Source organism: Streptomyces sp. NPDC058812, assembly GCF_042744565.1.
Classification (GTDB): Bacteria; Actinomycetota; Actinomycetes; order Streptomycetales; family Streptomycetaceae; genus Streptomyces; species Streptomyces thinghirensis.
Genome location: NZ_JBHYOB010000008.1, coordinates 164646 through 181713 on the forward strand (window position 1 = coordinate 164646; position 17068 = coordinate 181713).

The 17068-nt window shown below is 67.8% G+C and carries 15 protein-coding genes and 6 pseudogenes; 13 read left to right on the forward strand and 8 right to left on the reverse strand.

From position 1 onward, the window contains the following. Window positions 1-79 precede the first annotated feature (79 nt). A pseudogene (locus ACFW48_RS18620) lies at window positions 80-301 on the forward strand (transposase); the annotation flags it as partial. A gap of 627 nt (window positions 302-928) precedes the next feature. On the opposite strand, the gene ACFW48_RS18625 reads toward ACFW48_RS18620, so the two are convergent. Beyond that, complete coding sequence (locus tag ACFW48_RS18625) at window positions 929-1258, reverse strand: hypothetical protein (protein ID WP_386315907.1); 330 nt, start codon at window positions 1256-1258, stop codon at window positions 929-931. Window positions 1259-1912: 654 nt separating this feature from the next. Between ACFW48_RS18625 and ACFW48_RS18630 the strand changes: the two are divergent. Continuing rightward, window positions 1913-2215 (forward strand): annotated as a pseudogene (locus tag ACFW48_RS18630) (NUDIX hydrolase); the annotation flags it as partial. Here ACFW48_RS18630 and ACFW48_RS18635 read toward each other — a convergent pair. Beyond that, window positions 2207-2728, reverse strand: a complete 522-nt coding sequence (locus tag ACFW48_RS18635; RefSeq protein ID WP_386315908.1) for a TetR/AcrR family transcriptional regulator — start codon at window positions 2726-2728, stop codon at window positions 2207-2209. The pseudogene ACFW48_RS18630 and the gene ACFW48_RS18635 sit on opposite strands and share 9 nt — an antisense overlap. Window positions 2729-2904: 176 nt before the next feature. Between ACFW48_RS18635 and ACFW48_RS18640 the strand changes: the two genes are divergently transcribed. From ACFW48_RS18640 to ACFW48_RS18650, 3 genes and pseudogenes are all read left to right on the forward strand, one after another. Further along, window positions 2905-3318: a nuclear transport factor 2 family protein gene (locus ACFW48_RS18640; protein WP_386315910.1), complete on the forward strand. Its 414-nt coding sequence runs from the start codon at window positions 2905-2907 to the stop codon at window positions 3316-3318. Between the two features lie 5 nt (window positions 3319-3323). Then, a complete protein-coding gene (locus tag ACFW48_RS18645) occupies window positions 3324-3812 on the forward strand; it encodes an anthrone oxygenase family protein (RefSeq protein ID WP_386315912.1) in 489 nt (162 codons plus the stop codon). A 149-nt stretch (window positions 3813-3961) separates the two neighbouring features. Further along, window positions 3962-4729: pseudogene (locus ACFW48_RS18650) on the forward strand (IS630 family transposase); the annotation flags it as partial. Here ACFW48_RS18650 and ACFW48_RS18655 read toward each other — a convergent pair. After that, window positions 4715-5413, reverse strand: a complete 699-nt coding sequence (locus ACFW48_RS18655) for a TetR/AcrR family transcriptional regulator (protein WP_386316308.1) — start codon at window positions 5411-5413, stop codon at window positions 4715-4717. The pseudogene ACFW48_RS18650 and the gene ACFW48_RS18655 sit on opposite strands and share 15 nt — an antisense overlap. A 114-nt stretch (window positions 5414-5527) precedes the next feature. Between ACFW48_RS18655 and ACFW48_RS18660 the strand changes: the two genes are divergently transcribed. After that, window positions 5528-5842: a putative quinol monooxygenase gene (locus tag ACFW48_RS18660; RefSeq protein WP_386315914.1), complete on the forward strand. Its 315-nt coding sequence runs from the start codon at window positions 5528-5530 to the stop codon at window positions 5840-5842. A gap of 189 nt (window positions 5843-6031) precedes the next feature. Next, window positions 6032-6984: pseudogene (locus ACFW48_RS18665) on the forward strand (IS481 family transposase). A 299-nt stretch (window positions 6985-7283) separates the two neighbouring features. Here the strand turns inward: ACFW48_RS18665 and tpg are convergent. Beyond that, window positions 7284-7842 (reverse strand): annotated as a pseudogene (gene tpg, locus ACFW48_RS18670) (telomere-protecting terminal protein Tpg). 3 nt (window positions 7843-7845) lie between these two features. Continuing rightward, window positions 7846-8145 carry a hypothetical protein gene (locus tag ACFW48_RS18675; RefSeq protein ID WP_386315916.1) on the reverse strand — a complete coding sequence of 100 codons (300 nt, stop codon included), beginning with the start codon at window positions 8143-8145 and terminating at the stop codon, window positions 7846-7848. A gap of 246 nt (window positions 8146-8391) precedes the next feature. On the opposite strand from ACFW48_RS18675, the gene ACFW48_RS18680 reads away from it, so the two are divergent. Both ACFW48_RS18680 and ACFW48_RS18685 read left to right on the forward strand, forming a co-directional pair. Continuing rightward, complete coding sequence (locus tag ACFW48_RS18680) at window positions 8392-8985, forward strand: TetR/AcrR family transcriptional regulator (RefSeq protein WP_386315918.1); 594 nt, start codon at window positions 8392-8394, stop codon at window positions 8983-8985. Beyond that, window positions 8982-9818: an alpha/beta fold hydrolase gene (locus ACFW48_RS18685; RefSeq protein ID WP_386315920.1), complete on the forward strand. Its 837-nt coding sequence runs from the start codon at window positions 8982-8984 to the stop codon at window positions 9816-9818. The genes ACFW48_RS18680 and ACFW48_RS18685 overlap by 4 nt, the downstream gene beginning before the upstream one ends. Before the next feature lie 113 nt (window positions 9819-9931). Here the strand turns inward: ACFW48_RS18685 and ACFW48_RS18690 are convergent, their stop codons facing one another. Continuing rightward, window positions 9932-10882: an NADP-dependent oxidoreductase gene (locus ACFW48_RS18690; RefSeq protein ID WP_386315922.1), complete on the reverse strand. Its 951-nt coding sequence runs from the start codon at window positions 10880-10882 to the stop codon at window positions 9932-9934. Window positions 10883-10965: 83 nt separating this feature from the next. Here ACFW48_RS18690 and ACFW48_RS18695 point away from each other — a divergent pair, with 83 nt between their 5' ends. After that, window positions 10966-11538 (forward strand): TetR/AcrR family transcriptional regulator, encoded by a 573-nt coding sequence (locus ACFW48_RS18695; protein WP_386315924.1) that lies wholly within the window; start codon window positions 10966-10968, stop codon window positions 11536-11538. Window positions 11539-11873: 335 nt separating this feature from the next. On the opposite strand, the gene ACFW48_RS18700 is transcribed toward ACFW48_RS18695, so the two are convergent. Then, entirely contained in the window at window positions 11874-12500 is a 627-nt protein-coding gene (locus ACFW48_RS18700; protein WP_386315925.1) for a nucleotidyltransferase family protein, read from the reverse strand. A 360-nt stretch (window positions 12501-12860) separates the two neighbouring features. On the opposite strand from ACFW48_RS18700, the pseudogene ACFW48_RS18705 reads away from it, so the two are divergent. Next, a pseudogene (locus ACFW48_RS18705) lies at window positions 12861-13433 on the forward strand (DUF6328 family protein). Between the two features lie 144 nt (window positions 13434-13577). Beyond that, window positions 13578-14459 (forward strand): alpha/beta fold hydrolase, encoded by an 882-nt coding sequence (locus ACFW48_RS18710; RefSeq protein WP_386315927.1) that lies wholly within the window; start codon window positions 13578-13580, stop codon window positions 14457-14459. A 15-nt stretch (window positions 14460-14474) separates the two neighbouring features. Here ACFW48_RS18710 and ACFW48_RS18715 read toward each other — a convergent pair whose 3' ends face one another. After that, window positions 14475-15770, reverse strand: a complete 1296-nt coding sequence (locus tag ACFW48_RS18715) for an MFS transporter (protein WP_386315929.1) — start codon at window positions 15768-15770, stop codon at window positions 14475-14477. A gap of 551 nt (window positions 15771-16321) precedes the next feature. Here ACFW48_RS18715 and ACFW48_RS18720 point away from each other — a divergent pair. After that, window positions 16322-17047, forward strand: a complete 726-nt coding sequence (locus ACFW48_RS18720; RefSeq protein ID WP_386315931.1) for a TauD/TfdA dioxygenase family protein — start codon at window positions 16322-16324, stop codon at window positions 17045-17047. Window positions 17048-17068: the final 21 nt, after the last annotated feature.

A 17068-nucleotide genomic window follows, 5' to 3' on the forward strand; every position in this document is an offset into this window, starting at 1 on the left:
CAACACCACCCTGGACGCGCTCGCCGCCCAGCGGTACGACGACTTCGAGGTGCTGGTGATCGACAACAACACCACCCTGCTGAGCACCTGGATCACCTCGGCCCACGCCGAGGACCTGCCCCACCTGCATGCCTTCACCCGGGGCCTCGAGAAGGACCGCGCCGCAGTCGACGCCGCCCTCATCATGCCGCACCACAACGGCGGCACCGAAGGCGTCAACAACAAAACCAAGCTGATCAAGCGCCTGATGTACGGCCGCGCGAGCTTCCCCCTCCTCCTCCACCGCATCCTCCTGGGCTGACCGCACCCTCCGTCACCACCGGCTACGGAACAGACCCACTCGATTGACACACCCTTCTCAGCGATCGGACCCGCGCAATACCAGGAGCTGTTCAGCGGGCGGAGGTTCCGAGACGATCTTGGCCCCTTCGACGGCGCGAGTGCCGCTGGGGGCTCGGGCCGGTCGGCCGAAGTCGGTGGCGCGAACAAGGTGCAGCCGCTGGCATCCGAAGTCCAGCAGCCGCTGCCCGCCGCCGTGCCGTACATGATCCAGACCCTGACCCCCGCACATCCTGAGAGAAGCCGAGGCCAAGCGGAAGCGTCAGGCCGCGGACCGCAGCCTCACCGCCACCAAACAGCCCGGACACGGGGCGTTCCTGCGCAACCTGGAGCGCCGCGTTAAATCCGGAGAGCCTCTGGAACTGATGACACCGCCGCAGTGAAGGATGCCCGTGTTCGCCTACCGCGCGAGGAGAACGACCTCCTGGCCGCTGTTTCCCTCAACCCTGTCGCACGGGAGTGCGGGACCCGGCAGTTTCGGGCCGACTGGCTTCCGGGCCCCCGTCCCGACCTGGATCGGGACCCTCGCCCTCATCGGAGTCCGCGCTCCCTACGGCCGCAACACAGCCGAGGCGCAGCGAACCGACGGTCAGGGCCACGTCGCCTGGACGGAACCGCTGTTCTCGGTTGAGCTGAAGTTCTTGGTCGGATACCTGGCCACGGCCTGCGGCCTGGCGGTGCCGCGCTCGCGGGGATGCGGCACTGCGAGTTGGGCGAACTGGTCGTCGGGTGCCGTCAGCCGCTCCAGGAAGTCGCTCCGGGCCTGTTCCGCTACCGGCTCATGGGCAAGCTCATCAAGGGCCAACCGCTCGGCGGCGTCCGGGACGAGTGGGTGGTGGCCCGGGAGGTCTACGGAGCTATCGAGGTGGCCGAGCAGCTCCTCGGCCCGGACGCGGCGCCCGGCACCCCGCTGTTCCATCCGGTCTTCTGCGACACGACGTACCAGAACTTCGGAACGTGGGTGAACGGGCCAGCAGGGCAGCGGCTGGGCCTCGCCCCCGTCCCGGAGGGGCCGGTGACGCCACGGGCCCCTCAGACGCACCCTCACCGTGGAGACCGCATACCGACCTGGCGGCCTGCTCGCAGCAAGACTGCAGCTCAAGCACCCCTCTGTAGTCACTACAGAGGGGTACGCGGCGCGGCCGGGCGACGCTCCGGCGAAGTTTCTCGCCGAGATCAACGAGCTTGAGGAAGAACGTAACATCGGCGTTCTGACACACGTCTACCCTGACTATCAGCGCGGAATCATGCCGTCTGGTCCCGGCGCCCGCGACCTGATCAGTCTCTTCACCAGCGTCGACGGAGGGCTCCACAAGCTCTCGGATACCGCGCCCCAACTGGTCGACAGCGACCTGGAGGTCGTTTCCACGCTCGCGGCTCGGGTCCGCACTCTCCACCTGGGAACGGCGAACTACTGCTGGTTCATCGATCCGGCCAAGGCGCTGTGCCTGCGGCTGGCCGGTACTCCGGATGCGAACCGGCCGCTTGCCGGCATGTGCGACTCCGCCGGCTGCCCCCAGGCCACACACCACCCGTGCCACCGCCCGATGTGGGCATCCGCCTCCAGCGCCGCCGCGACAACGAGGAGGAAACTGGCCTCGACGTCGAGATCACCGGCCTGGTCGGCACCTACACCGACCCGAAACACATCATCGCCTACACCGACGGCGAGGGCCGCCGACAGTTCAACGTCTGTTTCACCGCCCGCATCACCGGCGGACAACTGGCAATCGCCGACGAATCCACCGAGTTCCGGTTCGTACCGCCCGAAGACGTCGAGCAGTTGCCGATGCACCACACCCAGCAGCTCAGGCTCCGGCACTTCCTGGAACAGCGCGAGAAGCCATACCTTAGGGTGCCGAGTTCCTCAGCCTGACCTCAGGAGGGCGAGTGTGGCGGTCCGTAGCCATGTCGCCGCTTCTTCGACTGACATGCGGGCCGCCCTGACTTCGTCGCCGGCCGCGTGGCCGAGAGCGGTGACTGCGGCCGCCAGCCAGGTGGCTGGCGGTGCGGCGGCGAACTCGCCTGACGCCTGGCCCTTCTCGATCAGCCGGGAGAGCCGGGCTGCGACGGGCTCATGCCGGGCCAGGTCGGCGTCGACGCCAGCGCGGGTACTTCCGAGCTGGAGGAGCACCGGGTTGCGTTCGAACAGCTGCCAGCCGGTGTCCTGCAGCCGCAGTAGCGCGTCCAGGGCGGAACCACTCTCTTCCGCCTCGTCCATCGCGGCCATGGCCTGGTCCGTGATCCGGTCGGCGACAGCGTCCAGCAGCGCGTCACGGGTCCCGAAGTGCGCGTACACGGTCTGGCGGGTGACGCCGGCCGCCGAGGCGATGGCGGCCATACCAGCGTCGGGTCGCTCAGCCAGCAGTCGAACTGCGGCGTCCAGCACTGCGGCCCTACTGCGCTCAGCGTCGGCGCGACGGCGAGGCCGAACCCGCGGTGAGTCGCCTGGGGTCTCGAAAGCAGTCAACTCTTACACCCTTGTCAGATATCAACGCCTCGCTATATCTTACAGGCGTGTACGAGATCGTTGCGGGGGCGTAGCCCCGCACGCATGGCAGGAGCATGGTGAACCCTCTCCACACGGAGCCTCCCGAGCAGTTCATCGCCGACTTCTTCACGACCTTTACCAACGCCGTGGTCCATGGCTCGGAAGACGCCTCTGACCTGATGTCCAGGTACTACACGCGTGACGTCGTTCAAGTCGCCGACGGCGTACCACTCGACTGGGACCGCCTCGTCGCTCACCTCCGCCCGGTGCGCAAGAACCTGCGCGAGTTCCGCTTCGAGGTGCACGAGGCGTTCACGGACGGAGCCCGAATCGCGACCCGCTTCACGATCCACGCCCGGATGCGCAAGGGCGGACCGGTTTCCACACGAGTCCACATGTTCGCGGAGTTCACCCCCGACGGCCTGTTGCGACGAGCTGAGCAGCTCACGCGAGCCGTCTCCCCCACCGAACCTCAGACGGGGAAGTGATCCGCGTGCGCGTCCGACTCGTCCAGGGCCTCGCCCTGCTGTCCACCGGTGCCCTTGCCGGCGCATTCGGCTACGGAGCGGCCAACCTCGTCCCCACCTTCAACGCCGTGCCCCTCGACATGAGGCTGTCCTTCCACGCCCAGTTAATGCAGATGAACGGCATCACCATGCAAGGCACCATGGGCGCGTCGGCGCTCAGCGCCCTCGCGCTCGCCGCCATGACGCGGGGCGCCTCACGGCGGCTGGCCGGAGGGGCGGGACTCCTTGCCCTGGCCTCCTTCCTGATCACCCGCCTCGGCAACGTCCCCATCAACGGCCGCATCAAGCAGTGGGCGGCCACCTCGGCACCCGCCGATCACGCCGAAATCCTGGCTCACTGGGAGGCGTTCAACTACGCACGCACAGGCGCCGCCTTCGCAGCCTTCGCGCTGCTGATCCTTCTCTCCCTGCGCGACGCTGATGCCGACCAGTCGACAGGTGGCCGCCGCCCGTAGCGAGACTTTCAGATCTCTCACGGAATGTGTGCCAGAACCCCCCAAAGACAGACATGACCAGAGGGGCCTTGTGTCCTGCGCCAGTAGTTGATCGTTAGTTGGTGTGTGACTTCTACTGCTGGTGCGTCAGTTCCTCGTCGGGCCCCAAGTTGGAGCCGTTGCTGCTGTCTGATGACGAGCGGGCGGTGTTGGAGGGGTGGACGCGTCGGGCGACATCGGCCCAGGCGCCGGCCCTGCGGGCGCGGATCGTGCTGGCGTGTGCGGGGCCGGAAGTACCGCCGAATTGTCGCGGTCGCCCGGGATCTGCGGGTGACCGCGGACACGGTCCGCAAGTGGCGGCGGCGCTTCCTCGCCCAGCGGCTGGACGACCTGGGCGACGAGCCCCGGCCGGGCCGACCGCCCACCATCAGCGTCGACCAGGTGGAAGCGGTGGTGGACACCACCCAAGCGGCGCACCCACGACTACGTACGCAACGGCCTGACCACCTTGTTCGCCGCGTTCGATGTCGCCACGGGTGAAGTCATCACGGCCCTGCACCACCGGCACCGGGCCGTGGAGTTCAAGAAGTTCCTGATCCGGATCGACAAGGAGGTGCCCGCGCACCTGCGGATCCACTTGATCGTGGACAACTACGGTACGCACAAGACCCCGGCGATCAAGGCCTGGCTGGCGAAGCACCCGCGGTTTGAGCTGCACTTCACCCCTGACCGCCTCCTCCTGGATCAACCAGGTCGAGCGGTGGTTCGGCTACCTCGCCCACCAGATGATCCGCCGCGGCGCACCCAGGAACATTCAGGCCCTCGAATCCGACATTCGCGCCTGGGCCAAGGACTGGAACGAAGACAAACTGTTCATCTGGACCAAGACCGCCGAAGAAATCCTCGACTCCCTCGCCGGGCTGCTAAGCGGCGGGCGGGCGGGCCGTGACGCCCGCGATGATGAGGTCGATACCGGCCAGGAACTGAGCGCGGTCGTCGTGGTCGAGTCCGTGGTCGGCGACGGCTCGGGTGAAGGGGTAGTCGTCGGGGCTGAGCTGTTTCCATGCGCCCACCACGGTGTCCATGTAGTCGCTGCGATCGGCTTCCGGTCCGAGGCTGTGGGCGCGCGCGAGGTTTGCGGCGTTCTGGCTGGCGGCGCCGAGGATGTAGTGCATCAGGGCGGACGTCGCGGTGAACCAACTGCTCGTGGGTACGTCCAGCGCGGACACCTGTCGGCCGATGTCTTCGAAGATGCGGGTCGTCACCGGGCCGGTGGGGTTGTGGGAGAGCTCGGCGGTGATCTGGGGAGCGAGCCAGGGGTGTCTCTCGATCGCGTCGAAGAGACCGAGGGCGACATTGTGTATCCCTCCCGGCGGCCCTGCCTTCCTTGTGGCCAGCGCGATGCTGACGACGCGGCCTGTGGCCGCGGCCAGGAGTTCGCTTTTGCCTGCCACGTGCCAGTAGATCGCGCCGGGGCCGGTGGCGAGGCGTTCGCTCAGTGCTCGGAAGGTCAATCCGTTTTCGCCTGCCGTGTCCAGCAGGTCGATGGCGGCATCGACGATCCGCTCGCGGGAGAGGGGGCTGGTGCGTCGCTCGGGCTTCTTGCGCGTCGGTGGTGTCACGCCTCCATTTTGACATGATTGGAACGTTGTTCCACACTTGCCATGGAACGGCATTCCAGTAGCGGAGGAGCGGCTCGCGCCAGACGCCCCGTCGCTACACAGAAGGAGACAGACATGGCACTGCAGGAACAGCCCGCCTACCTCATCAAGATGCGCGCCAAGCCCGGACTCGGCGACAAGCTGTTCGCGCTGGCCACCGAAGGAATGGAGAAGTCGGGGTCCTCCGACCGGTTCATCATCGCCCGCGAGGACGCCGACCCCGACGTGCTGTGGAACATGGAGGTGTTCCGCAGTCACGAGGCCAAGGACGCCTACGAGAACAGCCCTCTCGCCGACGAGCTGCGCGACGAGATCATCGGCCTCCTCGCCGAGCCGCCCCTGCGGATCGAAGTCCACCCGTACTCGGCTCTGCCCGCCGACCCGGCATGAGGGCGGCGAGGTGCCCTCCGAACCAGCTCTCGGCGGGTGCCTCGCCCCTCTCACGCCGCACCGGCGATCGCGTCGGACTTCGCGCCGCCCCTCCGGCCGGGGACCAGATCGGGGCGCCACCTACCAGCAGGGTGCACGAGACATCACTCGTGCACGGCCATCGTCATCCCCTGAGCCAGAAAGCCCGGCATGGCCCACCGCAACCACCCCTGACCGAAACCGGCCGCCTGCGTTTGGCGCAGTGCGTGGTCGACGATCAATGGCCACTCCGCCGCGCGGCTGAACGCTTCCAAGTCTCGCCCACCACTGCGAAACGGTGGGCTGACCGCTACCGCGAGCAGGGACCAGCTGGGATGACGGATCGCTCCAGCCGCCCGCACTTCAGCCCCCGTCAGACGCCGACACAAACCGAGCGGCGTATCATCAAAGTCCGCGTCCTGCGCCGCTGGGGCCCAGCCCGCATCGCCTACCTGCTCGGCCTCAACCCCGCCACCGTGCACCGAGTTCTCAGCCGATACCGAATCGCCCGGCTGTCGCATCTGGACCGCACTACAGGCCGCGTCATTCAACGCCACGAGCACGCCGCGCCAGGCGACTTGGTACATGTCGACATCAAGTTGCTCGGCAACATACCCAACGGTGGCGGTCATCAGGTTCTGGGCCGCCACGCCAGCCGCAAGAACCGGATCGGCGCGAGCTACAGCTACCTACACAACGCTGTCGACAATCACTCCCGCCTGGCTACAGCGAGATCCTCCCCGACGAGAAGAAGGAGACCGCCGCCGGATTCTGGACCCGGGCGCAGCACTTCTTCGGCCAGGCGGGCATCACCGTCCAGCGCGTCCTGACCGACAACGGCTCCTGTTACCGCTCGCGCACCTGGTCCAGCACCCTGGCCGACGCAGAAATCACCCACAAACGCACTCGTCCCTACCGTCCGCAGACCAACGGGAAGGTCGAACGCTTCAACCGCACCCTCCTCGACGAATGGGCCTACACGCCAAGCCCTACCTCAGCAAGCAGGAACGCCGCGACGCGTTCCCTGCGTGGCTGCATAGCTACAACCATCACCGGAGACACACTGCTTTGAAGGGCTACCACCTGCCAGCCGCGTCCCCAACCTCTCGGGTCAGTACAGCTAAGCCGCCCATCCGTCAATGTGTCACCCACAGTGAAACCCAATTCGCCCCACAACCGGCCGAAGCCCGAAACGACCCCGACCTCAACGCGGCATGGAGCCAGGGCCGGTTCTCCATCGGACACTGGATCCGGCAGAACAAGGTGCCCTTCTACCAGCAGTTGAAGCCGCTTCTCGACACCTACGCGGCCCAGCTCACCCGAGCCGTCGACGCCGCCCGCTCGAGTTGCCAACTCGCGCACTCACTTGCCAACTGAAGCGCTCAGTCACAGTCGGGGCCGAAGCCTTTTCGCGGGAGCCGTCCTACAGCTCGATGTCGAGCCGTTCCACGTCGGTGAACTCCACGCCCAGCCCGTGAGCGCGGCTGTTGTTGGCCCGGAAGTACATTTGGGCGAGGCCGTCGGCTGCGATCTGCTGGAGCTGCTGCTCTGTGGCTCCCTGTTCCCGAGCGGTGAACAGATGGTCCGCGAAGGCGGGCGGCAGGGCCCGGGTGATGTCGCGGATCCGGGCGTCGTCGGTCGTGCCTGCGGCGGCGGTGAAGCCGGAGCGGGCGCGGGTGGAGACCACCAGGCCGTCCGTGGTCGCTGCCTTCTTCCTCGCCTTCGCGCGGATCTGCGGCTGCCACCTTTTCTTGACCTCACGCTCCAGGCGGCCGGACAGATCCTGGCGGGGCCGCTTGAGCTTGCCCGAGACGTACCGCCCCACGGTGCGCTGGGAGTTCCCGTGCTTCTGGGCTGCAGCTTTGGTGCCCTTGAGCTGCTTGACCAGGTACTTCATCTGCGCCTGGGCGCTCTGCCAGAGGGCGGCGGGTGAATGCTCCCTCCAGTGCGCGGTCCAGGCTGTCCCCGAGTGAGTCCACCATGGGTTACTCCCCTTCCCCGGCGCTCTGGTCGGTCTTGATGACGTTGGAGATGTTGAAGACGCCGCCGCACTCCTCGAACAACTGCTCTGTCCACAGGACGGTCTGGGCGCCCTGGTGCTTGACCATCCCGGGCGAGACCCCGAGCCGGAACGTGCCCGTCGCCGGCTTGCCCTCGGGCGTGTGCGGCAGGACGTCCAGCGGGGACGGACCGGGCGAGGGAAAGACGCTCGCGTCGGTGCCGATGGAGGTCGGGTACAGGTCGGCGGCGGCCGCCGTCTTCATCAGCTTGCGGTGCAAACCCACGCGCTGGCTGGCGAGCACGGCGGCCCGAAGCCCGCGGGCAGAAGCGACTCGCGGAGATGAACCGGCAGGTTGCCGGCAACTCGCTCACGCGCTCGGCGACCAGCGGGCACCCGCACGCACAGGCGCTGGTGGCCGGCTCTGGTACCCCGTCACCTGCAACAGCGGTACCTGCGTGAACCCACCCTCGTTTGGATTCCTAGGGCTACTAGGTTATACCTAGGACCTCTAGGATCATTGGGAGGGCGCATGGCGCGGGCCGGGCTGACGGCGGAGCGGGTGACGATCGCGGGCGCCGAGCTGGCGGACGAGGTGGGGCTCGACCAGGTGACCATGTCGCAGGTGGCGCGGCGGCTGGGCGTGAAGGACGCGAGTCTTTACACGCACGTCCGCAGTCTGGAGGATCTGCGCGGACGGATCGCACTGCTGGCCGCCGATGAGAAGACCATCCGTATCGCCGAGGCGACCGCCGGGCGGGCGGGCAAGGACGCGCTGATCGCGTTTGCCAACGCCTGGCGGGAGTACGCCCACCAGCATCCGGGCCGCTACATGGCGACGCAGACCCCGATCCAGATCGATCCTGAACTGACCGCAAGAGCGCCCGGACCGCGGCGCGCGGTCGAGCTGGCCTACGGCATGCTGCGCGGCTACGGACTGGCCGAGCCCGATCTGACCGACGCGGTCCGGTTGCTGCGCAGCACGTTCCACGGATTCATCGCCTTGGAGGCTGCGGGCGGGTTTGCGCACGAGCGTTCGCCGCAACACTCCTGGGTCCGTGCCCTCGACGCCCTGCACACCCTCCTGGAGCACTGGCCCTCGTCCCGAGAAGGAGACTCCTCATGACCGACCCGTCCATCGGCAGCCTGCGTGTGAACGGCGCGACCCTGCACTACGAAGTGCGCGGCCAGGGCCCGCTCCTCCTGTTGGTCCCCGGAGGAGCGGGCGACACGGCCTCCTACGACGGCATCGCCGACGACCTGGCCGCCGAATACACGGTCGCGACCTACGACCCGCGCGGCATGTCCCGAAGCACGCTGGACGACCCCGAGGCCGAGCAGCACGTGGCCGAGCACGCCGACGACGCGTTCCGAATGCTGGAACTACTGTCTCCCGGTGAACCCGCCCGGGTGTTCGGCGCCAGTTCGGGCGCGATCGCCGCCCTGCACCTTCTCACCGCCCATCCCGAGCGCATCGACCGCGTCGTGGCGCACGAGCCGCCAATGGTGGAGGTCCTGCCGGACGCCGCCGAACATCGCACGCTCATCGCGCGCGTGCAGGAAACGCTTCACACTCAGGGGCTCATGCCGGCGATGGCCGTGTTCGCTGCGGGGCTGAAGAAGGACGGCGACACCACCGAGCCGAAGGCCGAGCTCAAGCTTCCGCCGCAAGCAGCGGCGCGGGCCGAGCGGACAATGGCCAACCTCCCGTACTTCGTCGGGCGCATCGTGCCCAGCTTCATGTCCTACGCCCCGGACATCCACCGGCTGGAGGCACTGTCGGACCGGCTCGTGCTCGCCTGCGGCCAAGACTCACGTGGCGAGCTGCCCTACCGTCCTGCGGCTCTCCTGGCCGAGCGTCTCGGCACGGAACTCCAGCACTATCCAGGCGGGCACACCGGCCTGACCACGCACCCCGCCGAGTTCGGCGAACTCCTTCGGAAGGCCTTCCACGCCTAGTACTCCAGTGTGACTTCGCGATCTTGTAGGGACCCTGGTCGGGGACGGGTACGGTCACCGTGTGATCATCAGGTTCTGTGGACTCCTTTCGCCTGACCGGGCCAGCAAGGTGATCACAGGACGAGCACGAGCTTGCCGCCGGGGCGGCGGGATTGGCTGAGCTTGGCCGCTTCCTGGATCTGGTCGAGGGCGTAGGTGCGGGCGACCGGCACGACCAGGATGCCTTCGCCGGCGAGCCTGGCGAACTCATTCATCTGGTCGTAGCGGATCTCGGTGGTGATCCGGACGCCCAGTTCGGCTGCGGCGGCGAAGTCCGAGACGGTGAGGACACGGTCGGGATCCCCGGTCAGCTCGATCAGGGTCGGCAGCGAGCCGCCGGCCGGACTGGGCTGGTCGGCGCGGTCGATCCGGCCCCCGGTCGGCGCGGTGTCCAGGGCGCGGTCCACGGGGCCCGGGGACAGTGCGCTGACGCGTTCGGCCATGCCCTCGCCGTAGGCGGTCACCTGGGCGCCGATCTCCTCCAGGGCGGCGGCCCGAGTCGGCCCGGCGGTGGCGATCACCCGAATGCCTCGGTGCAGCGCGAAGCGCACCGCAGCCTCACCCACGGTGGTGCCCGCGCCGTGGACGAGCAGCAGCTCACCCGGCTGAACGCCGAGGTCGTCGAGCGCACGCCACGCCGTCTCGGCCGCCATCGGCAGCGCGGCGGCCTGCTCGGCGGTTACGCCCTCGGGAATGCGTGCCCAGGCCGGCATCAGCGCGTACTCGGCGGCGCCGGCCGTCGGGCCGTCGAAGGTTGCCGGGCCGAACACGCGGTCGCCGATCTGGACGCCGGTGACGCCCTCGCCGAGCGCGTCGACGGTGCCCGCGACCTCGAGGCCGAGCCCGCGCGGCAGCGGCGGCAGATGGTCGGCGAGGAGACCGTCGACGACGTGCCAGTCGGCCGGTGTCAGGCCGCACGCCCGCACGGCGATCCGGATCTGGCCGGGTCCCGGCTCTGGCTGTGGGACGTCGCGGAGCACGATCACGTCCGGGGAACCGAACCGGTCGAATTGCAGGGCCTTCATGACGGTCTCCCGGCTGATAACAGCATCTGTTGTCATTGACCGTATCAGCTGATAACAGCTCCTGTTGTCGTACCCTGGTGGATATGCCGCGATGGGAATCCGACGCACAGGGCCGGCTCGAACGCGCGGCGCTTGAACTGTTCGAGACGCAGGGGTTCGAGCGCACCTCGGTCGCGCAGATCGCAGGCGCCGCCGGTCTGAAGGAGCGCTCCTTCTATCGCTACTTCCCCGACAAGCGGGAAGTCCTCTTCGCCGGCAACGAACTCGAGGCCCACCTCGTCGCCCAGGTCGAGGCGGCCGACTTGGGCCTCACCCCGTTCGAGGCGCTGCTGACCGCGCTGGGAACCGCCGAGGAGATCTTCCGCCCACGCGAGTTCCTGCTGCGCCGGGGAAGAGTGATCGCCGCCAACCCGGCACTGGCCGAGCGCGATCTGATCAAGCTTGCCGACATCGCCAACGCGCTGGCACCGGCGCTCGAGCGCCGCGGCGTCGAGATCGGAAAAGCACGCTTCATCATCGACGTGGTGCTGGCGATCCACCGGCGCGCCATGCCCCGCTGGCTAGCCGAGCCGGACACCACCCTCGCTCAGCTCATGGCCCAGGCCGCCGCCGAGCTGCGCGAAGTGGTCGCGCCGCCAGCTCCGACGGTCCGCTGAGTCGGCCGCAAAGAGGAGTAGCGCCCACCGGGCCAGACCGCGACCCGCTCCAGCGGGCTCGGCTGGGCTCCCTCATGGACAATCAAGCCCGTTAACAGTGCCGGCTCGCCGCGATGACGAGGCACATCGGCTTCGCCGGCAGTAGCGCGCGCCTGTCGGCTGCTGCCGGCGTCGTTCAGGACGAACAACATCCGGTGCCCGCACGGCTTGGTGGAACACCGCCGTGACGGGGTCCGCGCCGACCTCGGGCAGCGGCTGGTCGGAGCCCATCGCGGCCGGGAAGCCGCGTAGCACCTCGGCCAGAGCGCGCACGGCGGTGCTGCGGTTGTCGCCTCTCAGGGTGAAGACGGCGCCAGGACGGCCGACTGCGACGGCCAGCCCATGACAGTCAGCTCAGGCCACTGCTGTTGCCAGCGGGCCGCCTTGGTCTCATACACCTCGCGCGGGGCGAGCACCGGATTGGGCCGCACGACGAGGTTGAACACATCCGAGAGCCCGTGCGGCGCATAGACGCGCCACCGCCCGCCCGGCTCCAAGCGCACACCCAGGCAGCAAGTGGTCGCAGCGAAGCTGTCGATGGCTGCCTCCGTGGAGGCATGAGGAGCGCACACGACGCCGAACTTCTGCTCGTACCAGAGGTGGACACGAGCCTCGTTGCGGACCTCGACCTCCGCCGGCAGCCCTGCGAACGCTGCGCCGGAGGCCTTGATCACCGTGTCCTCCGCCTCCCACGACAGGTCACGGTCGTCGAAGTAGAAGACGTCGTAGTCCTTGATCCCGCTGGTGGGATGCCGGTCAGTGACCACGTTCCAGACGGTCTGGAACAGGCAACCCGCCGTTACGTACCAGTTGGGCAGTCCCAACCCTGCCGTGCGGTTCAGGACCTCCACCAGCACCTCATTGCGGGCCAACGCAGACTTCAGGGCGGCAAGCTGCTCGTCGAGCGGGAGGCGACCAATCATTGCCCATGCCTACCACGTGACGGCCCTACAACGCCCCAGCCCCCAACTGCGAGGCCTTACGGAGGATCTGATTCTGAAACCATCAGTTACTCGTGTGCACGGGCAGCGGCCGTCACCGTCTCTGCCATCGATGGCCAGCCACACGGTATCGGAACGCGCGTCCACAACCCCGAAGGCACATACCGCTGGTGCCCCGGGACCGGATGGCGAGTGCCCGGAGCTGCAGCCGTGTTGAGCTGGCGACCGTCGCGGCTCAGCAGTAGCTGGGCCGGATTGCGCTCGTTGACTCGTATGCCGTCAGGGCAGGGACGGAGGACACCTGCCAGCGGGCATGCGAACACTCTCGGAACGGAGGATGCCATGACCAAGCTGGAGCAGCGACCGTCTGCCAACGCGCCGCAGCCCGAATGCCCTTCCTGTGGTTGTAGTGGTGGTCGATCGGCAGCCGCCCAGGGAGCTGGTGCCGAACCAGAGGAACCGGCACGGGAGCGAGTGAACCGGAAATGGAACGAGATCCTGCAGGAGGCGAGCGCTACGCAGACCGGCGTGCAGGTCCTTCGGATTTCTGCTCAGCATGGCCTTCACACCGTTCTTCCACGAGATGAAAATATTCGACCACGTCGTATACGTGATCACCGTGATGCTCGGGGCAGCCGCGATCGGCGCACTGATCGCGCCTGTCTCCATCCACCGGTTTCTGTCCGGGCAGCGTATGAAGGGCGACATCGTCAAAATAGCGGGCCACCTGGTGGTGGGCGGCATGGTACTGCTCGCGCTCACCATCGGTTGCACCCTTCTTCTACTCCTGCACGTTGTCGTACCGAGTCTCCTCGCCGAGCTCCTTGCGTTCGGGGTCATGCTTTGGTTCGCCTTGTGCTGGTACGGACTGCCCTTTGGCTTCGCCGACGCTCCGCTCGCCGCTGCGACGCGTAGGGCGGCAGGCTTTCGACGTTCCGCACGGGGGCAAGAGCAGCAAGGGCCAGAACACCACGGTCGCCTCGTTGTCCGGGTGTGATCGTGCAAACAATGGGCTGATCGGAGCGAGCGATGCGGCGGCAGATGAATGCAGGAGGCAGTATGTTCGACGGGTTCACGCTGGCACGCGTTACTGGGGATGGAGCCCAGCTTCGGGTGCGGTACGGCGGCAGCGGTCCGGCGGTACTGCTCTTGCACGGCCATCCACGGACACACGCGACCTGGCACCGCGTGGCCCCTCTCCTGGTCGCCGACGGTTACACGGTGGTCTGCCCCGACCTGCGAGGCTACGGGGAGTCTTCGAAGCCCCCGACGGACCAGGAGCACCGCCCTTACTCCAAGCGGGCCATGGCCGGAGACTGCCTGGGGGTGATGCGCCACCTCGGGCACGAACGGTTCGCCGTCGTCGGCCACGACCGGGGAGCCTACGTGGCCACCCGCCTCGCCCTCGACCACCCAGAGGCAGTCTCCGCCCTGAGCATCCTGGACGCCGTACCCATCGGCGAAGCACTGCGCCGGTGCGACTCAAAGTTCGCCGCGAGTTGGTGGCACTGGTTCTTCCTCGGCCAAACGGACAAGCCCGCCGAACGCATCATCAACATGGCCCCCGACGCCTGGTACCAGGCCACCCCCGACCAGATGGGCACCGAGGCGTACGAGGACTACCACCGCGCGATCCACGACCCGGCCACCGTGCACGCCATGTGCGAGGACTACCGGGCCGGCCTGGGTATCGATCGCCACCACGACGACGCTGACCGACAGGCCGACCGACGCGTCGACTGTCCCCTCCAGGTGCTGTGGGCCACTCGTGACGACATGGCCGACCTCTACGGTGACGTGCTGGAGGTCTGGCAGGACTGGGCAGGAGACCGTCTGGACGGCGGCCCGATCGACTCCGGCCACCACCTCGCCGAGGACGCACCTGAAGCGCTCAGCACCGAGCTGCTCCGGTTCTGGAGGACCACTGGAGTACGGGCCTGATCCCGGCCCTTTCCCTCATCGGCCCGACTCCTCGCGTGGCGCTGGGCCGGTCGAACCCCCCGCCCCGCGCGCCCGCAACGCCCGTCGGCAGAGTGCCGGGGTGGGCGCGGCGGCTGCCACGAAGACCACGGCGAGCACGGCCCAGCCGCCGACCAGTGCTCCGGTGACGAGAGTGGTGATCATTGCCGGACCCACGGTGGCCACTGCTCCTTCGGTACTCGCCGCCAGTCCCTGGTACTCGCCCTCGGCGTCGCGGCGCATGAGGCGCAGGGAAAGACCCCAGCGAGAAGCGACGTAGTGCAGTTCGCCGTAGATGTGCGCGGCGAGGCCGGCCAGGACGGTGAGGGAGGAGAGCAGGGCGTCTGACGGCCAGGCTGCGGCGGCGAGCAGCAGACAGCAGGCGGCCAGGGCGATTCCGGCTTTCCGGGTCGAGCGGACTGCGCCGCGCAGGCTCTCTCCCTGCCGGGTCACCCGCACTTGGTAGAGAGCGATGAACAGGGAGCTGATGACGACGGTCACCGGTGCCAGCCAGACCGGGGCGGCGGTCCGGTACTGCAGCCACAGGGGGAGCCCGCTGGAGAGCAGCGGCCAGCACAGGGAGAGCAGCGCGGTGGTGCTCATCAGGGTCAGGAAGGGGATGTCGCGTACCGCGCGGGTGCCGGAACTCCGCTGGGCGGCGGGCACGGGTGGGGTGGGCGGCAGGCCGATGAGGACCGCGGCGGACAAGAAGGCCGAGAGAGCCACTGTGGTCAGTGCGGCGTAGTAGGGGCCGGCCGTGTCGGTGGACAGGACCCATGCGGCGGCGCCCGCGCCCGCGGCGTAGGTGATGTGCTGGACGACCCGGGCCTGGGCCAGCACCGTCAGGCGCCGGTGGTCCGGCATCAGGAGGTACACCAGGGTGACCTTCACGCCTCGGCCGGACGTCTCGGCGGCGGTGAACAGTGCCGCTGCCACCAACAGGCTCCAGAAACCGTTGGTGGTGAGGAAGAGCAGCACCAGTAGCCCGCGGGCGAGGCTGACGGTCACGAAGACCTGACGGGCGCCGTGCCGGTCGGCGAGGGCGCCGACCGGCACGGCGGCGAGGAGGCCGGCGCCGCCGCCGAGCCCCATGGCCAGGCCCATGGAGGCGGCGGGGATTCCCTTGACCGCCGTCAGATAGACGGCCCACATGCTGAACCACAGGCCGCCGCCGAAGGCCGACACCGCTTCGGAGTACAGCAGCTTCTGTACGGCCCCACGCTCCTTGCGGAAGTCGTCCTCCACGCCGGCTTCGGACATGATCCCGGATTTCGGCGCACTGCTGTTTCTCACCTGTTTTCTCCGTCCCGTTCACACCTGGCCCGCACCTAGTGCGGATGGGTCAGAAATCGCGCTGTACGACGGCGTCGACACTCCGGCGAGAAATGTACCCAAGCGCTCGGCGAGCGGTAATGGCAATCGCCTCGCGGGTGCCGGAGTGAACGTACAGACAGATGGCAGCAGCCTGAGTACCCCTCCCCAGAAGGGTTATTCACGGATTTGCTTGAATGATGCGAACCGGCCATCGGCGCGGAGGAAAGTACGGGGCGGATCCTTGGCGCCATCGCGACTGGACTGCGACTTCACAGTTGGCACCCCTATTGTCGATCTTAGCGCAGATGACCGAATAACGACCGCTTCCGGGCATTGACTTGCTCCCCGTGGCGCGGCCTATCGTGCTGGAGTCACCGCGTCGGAAGGCTCTTTGACGGGACATCCATCGCGTGCCCGAGGAGGAATCCACCAGCCATGGTCTTCCGACGCGTGAAAGTAACTCTCAGCGGGCGTCAGCGCCTTCAACGCCGCAGGATCTACGCCATGGAGCAGCCTTGTCACACTCCCCAGTGAGCATACTTTCCCAGGTCGATTTCAACGGGAATCCGTTGAGCGACGAGCTGTTGGCGAAAACCTTCCATCAGCTGATGGACGAGCACGGGTACGTCCTCATGTGCAATGTCCCGGACACCTTCGACCAGGTCAGGTTCTGCCGGGAACTCGGCACCTTCGTGCCCAACTACACGGGCGCCGTGGTCGGCGACGTCCGCCCCGAGCCGGGTATGGACGACGTCTACCACGCGGGCAACACCCGCCCGCTCACCCCGCACACCGAGGGGTACGACTTCGCCGTGCTGCCGCCCCGCTACATCGCCCTGTGGTGCGTCACCCCGGCCTCCGGGCCCGGAGGCGAAACTACGCTGTGCGACACCCGGCCCTGGGTCCAGGCCCTGCCGGACGAGGAGCGCAAGCGGCTGCTGGACCACGCCCACGACTGGAAGACCACCGAAGGCGTCCAGCGCCTCGGGCTCGACCTCAAGACCCGGCACCCGATCCTGGAGGAGCACGAGAAGGGACTCATCGTCCGTTTCAGCTGCAACAACCTCCTGCGGGAGGACGACGACTCGGCGGCGGACCTTCAGGAGCGCTGGAAGCGGGCCTTCGAGGCCGAGCACGTCGCCGTCACCTATCAGCGCAACGACATGCTGGTCTGGGACAACTGGCGGTTGCTGCACGCCCGGAACGCGTTCACCGACCGCAGCAGGCATCTGCGGCGTATCCAGGTAGCGGCCTGACTTTCCAGCGAAGGAGGACCC

Coding starts and splice junctions, on each gene's coding strand:
- ACFW48_RS18625 (WP_386315907.1), bottom strand. CDS start 1,258: ATGGAACAGCGGGGTGCCGGGCGCCGCGTCCGGGCCGAGGAGCTGCTC.
- ACFW48_RS18640 (WP_386315910.1), top strand. CDS start 2,905: ATGGTGAACCCTCTCCACACGGAGCCTCCCGAGCAGTTCATCGCCGAC.
- ACFW48_RS18660 (WP_386315914.1), top strand. CDS start 5,528: ATGGCACTGCAGGAACAGCCCGCCTACCTCATCAAGATGCGCGCCAAG.
- ACFW48_RS18680 (WP_386315918.1), top strand. CDS start 8,392: ATGGCGCGGGCCGGGCTGACGGCGGAGCGGGTGACGATCGCGGGCGCC.
- ACFW48_RS18685 (WP_386315920.1), top strand. CDS start 8,982: ATGACCGACCCGTCCATCGGCAGCCTGCGTGTGAACGGCGCGACCCTG.
- ACFW48_RS18690 (WP_386315922.1), bottom strand. CDS start 10,882: ATGAAGGCCCTGCAATTCGACCGGTTCGGTTCCCCGGACGTGATCGTG.
- ACFW48_RS18695 (WP_386315924.1), top strand. CDS start 10,966: ATGCCGCGATGGGAATCCGACGCACAGGGCCGGCTCGAACGCGCGGCG.
- ACFW48_RS18700 (WP_386315925.1), bottom strand. CDS start 12,500: ATGATTGGTCGCCTCCCGCTCGACGAGCAGCTTGCCGCCCTGAAGTCT.
- ACFW48_RS18710 (WP_386315927.1), top strand. CDS start 13,578: ATGTTCGACGGGTTCACGCTGGCACGCGTTACTGGGGATGGAGCCCAG.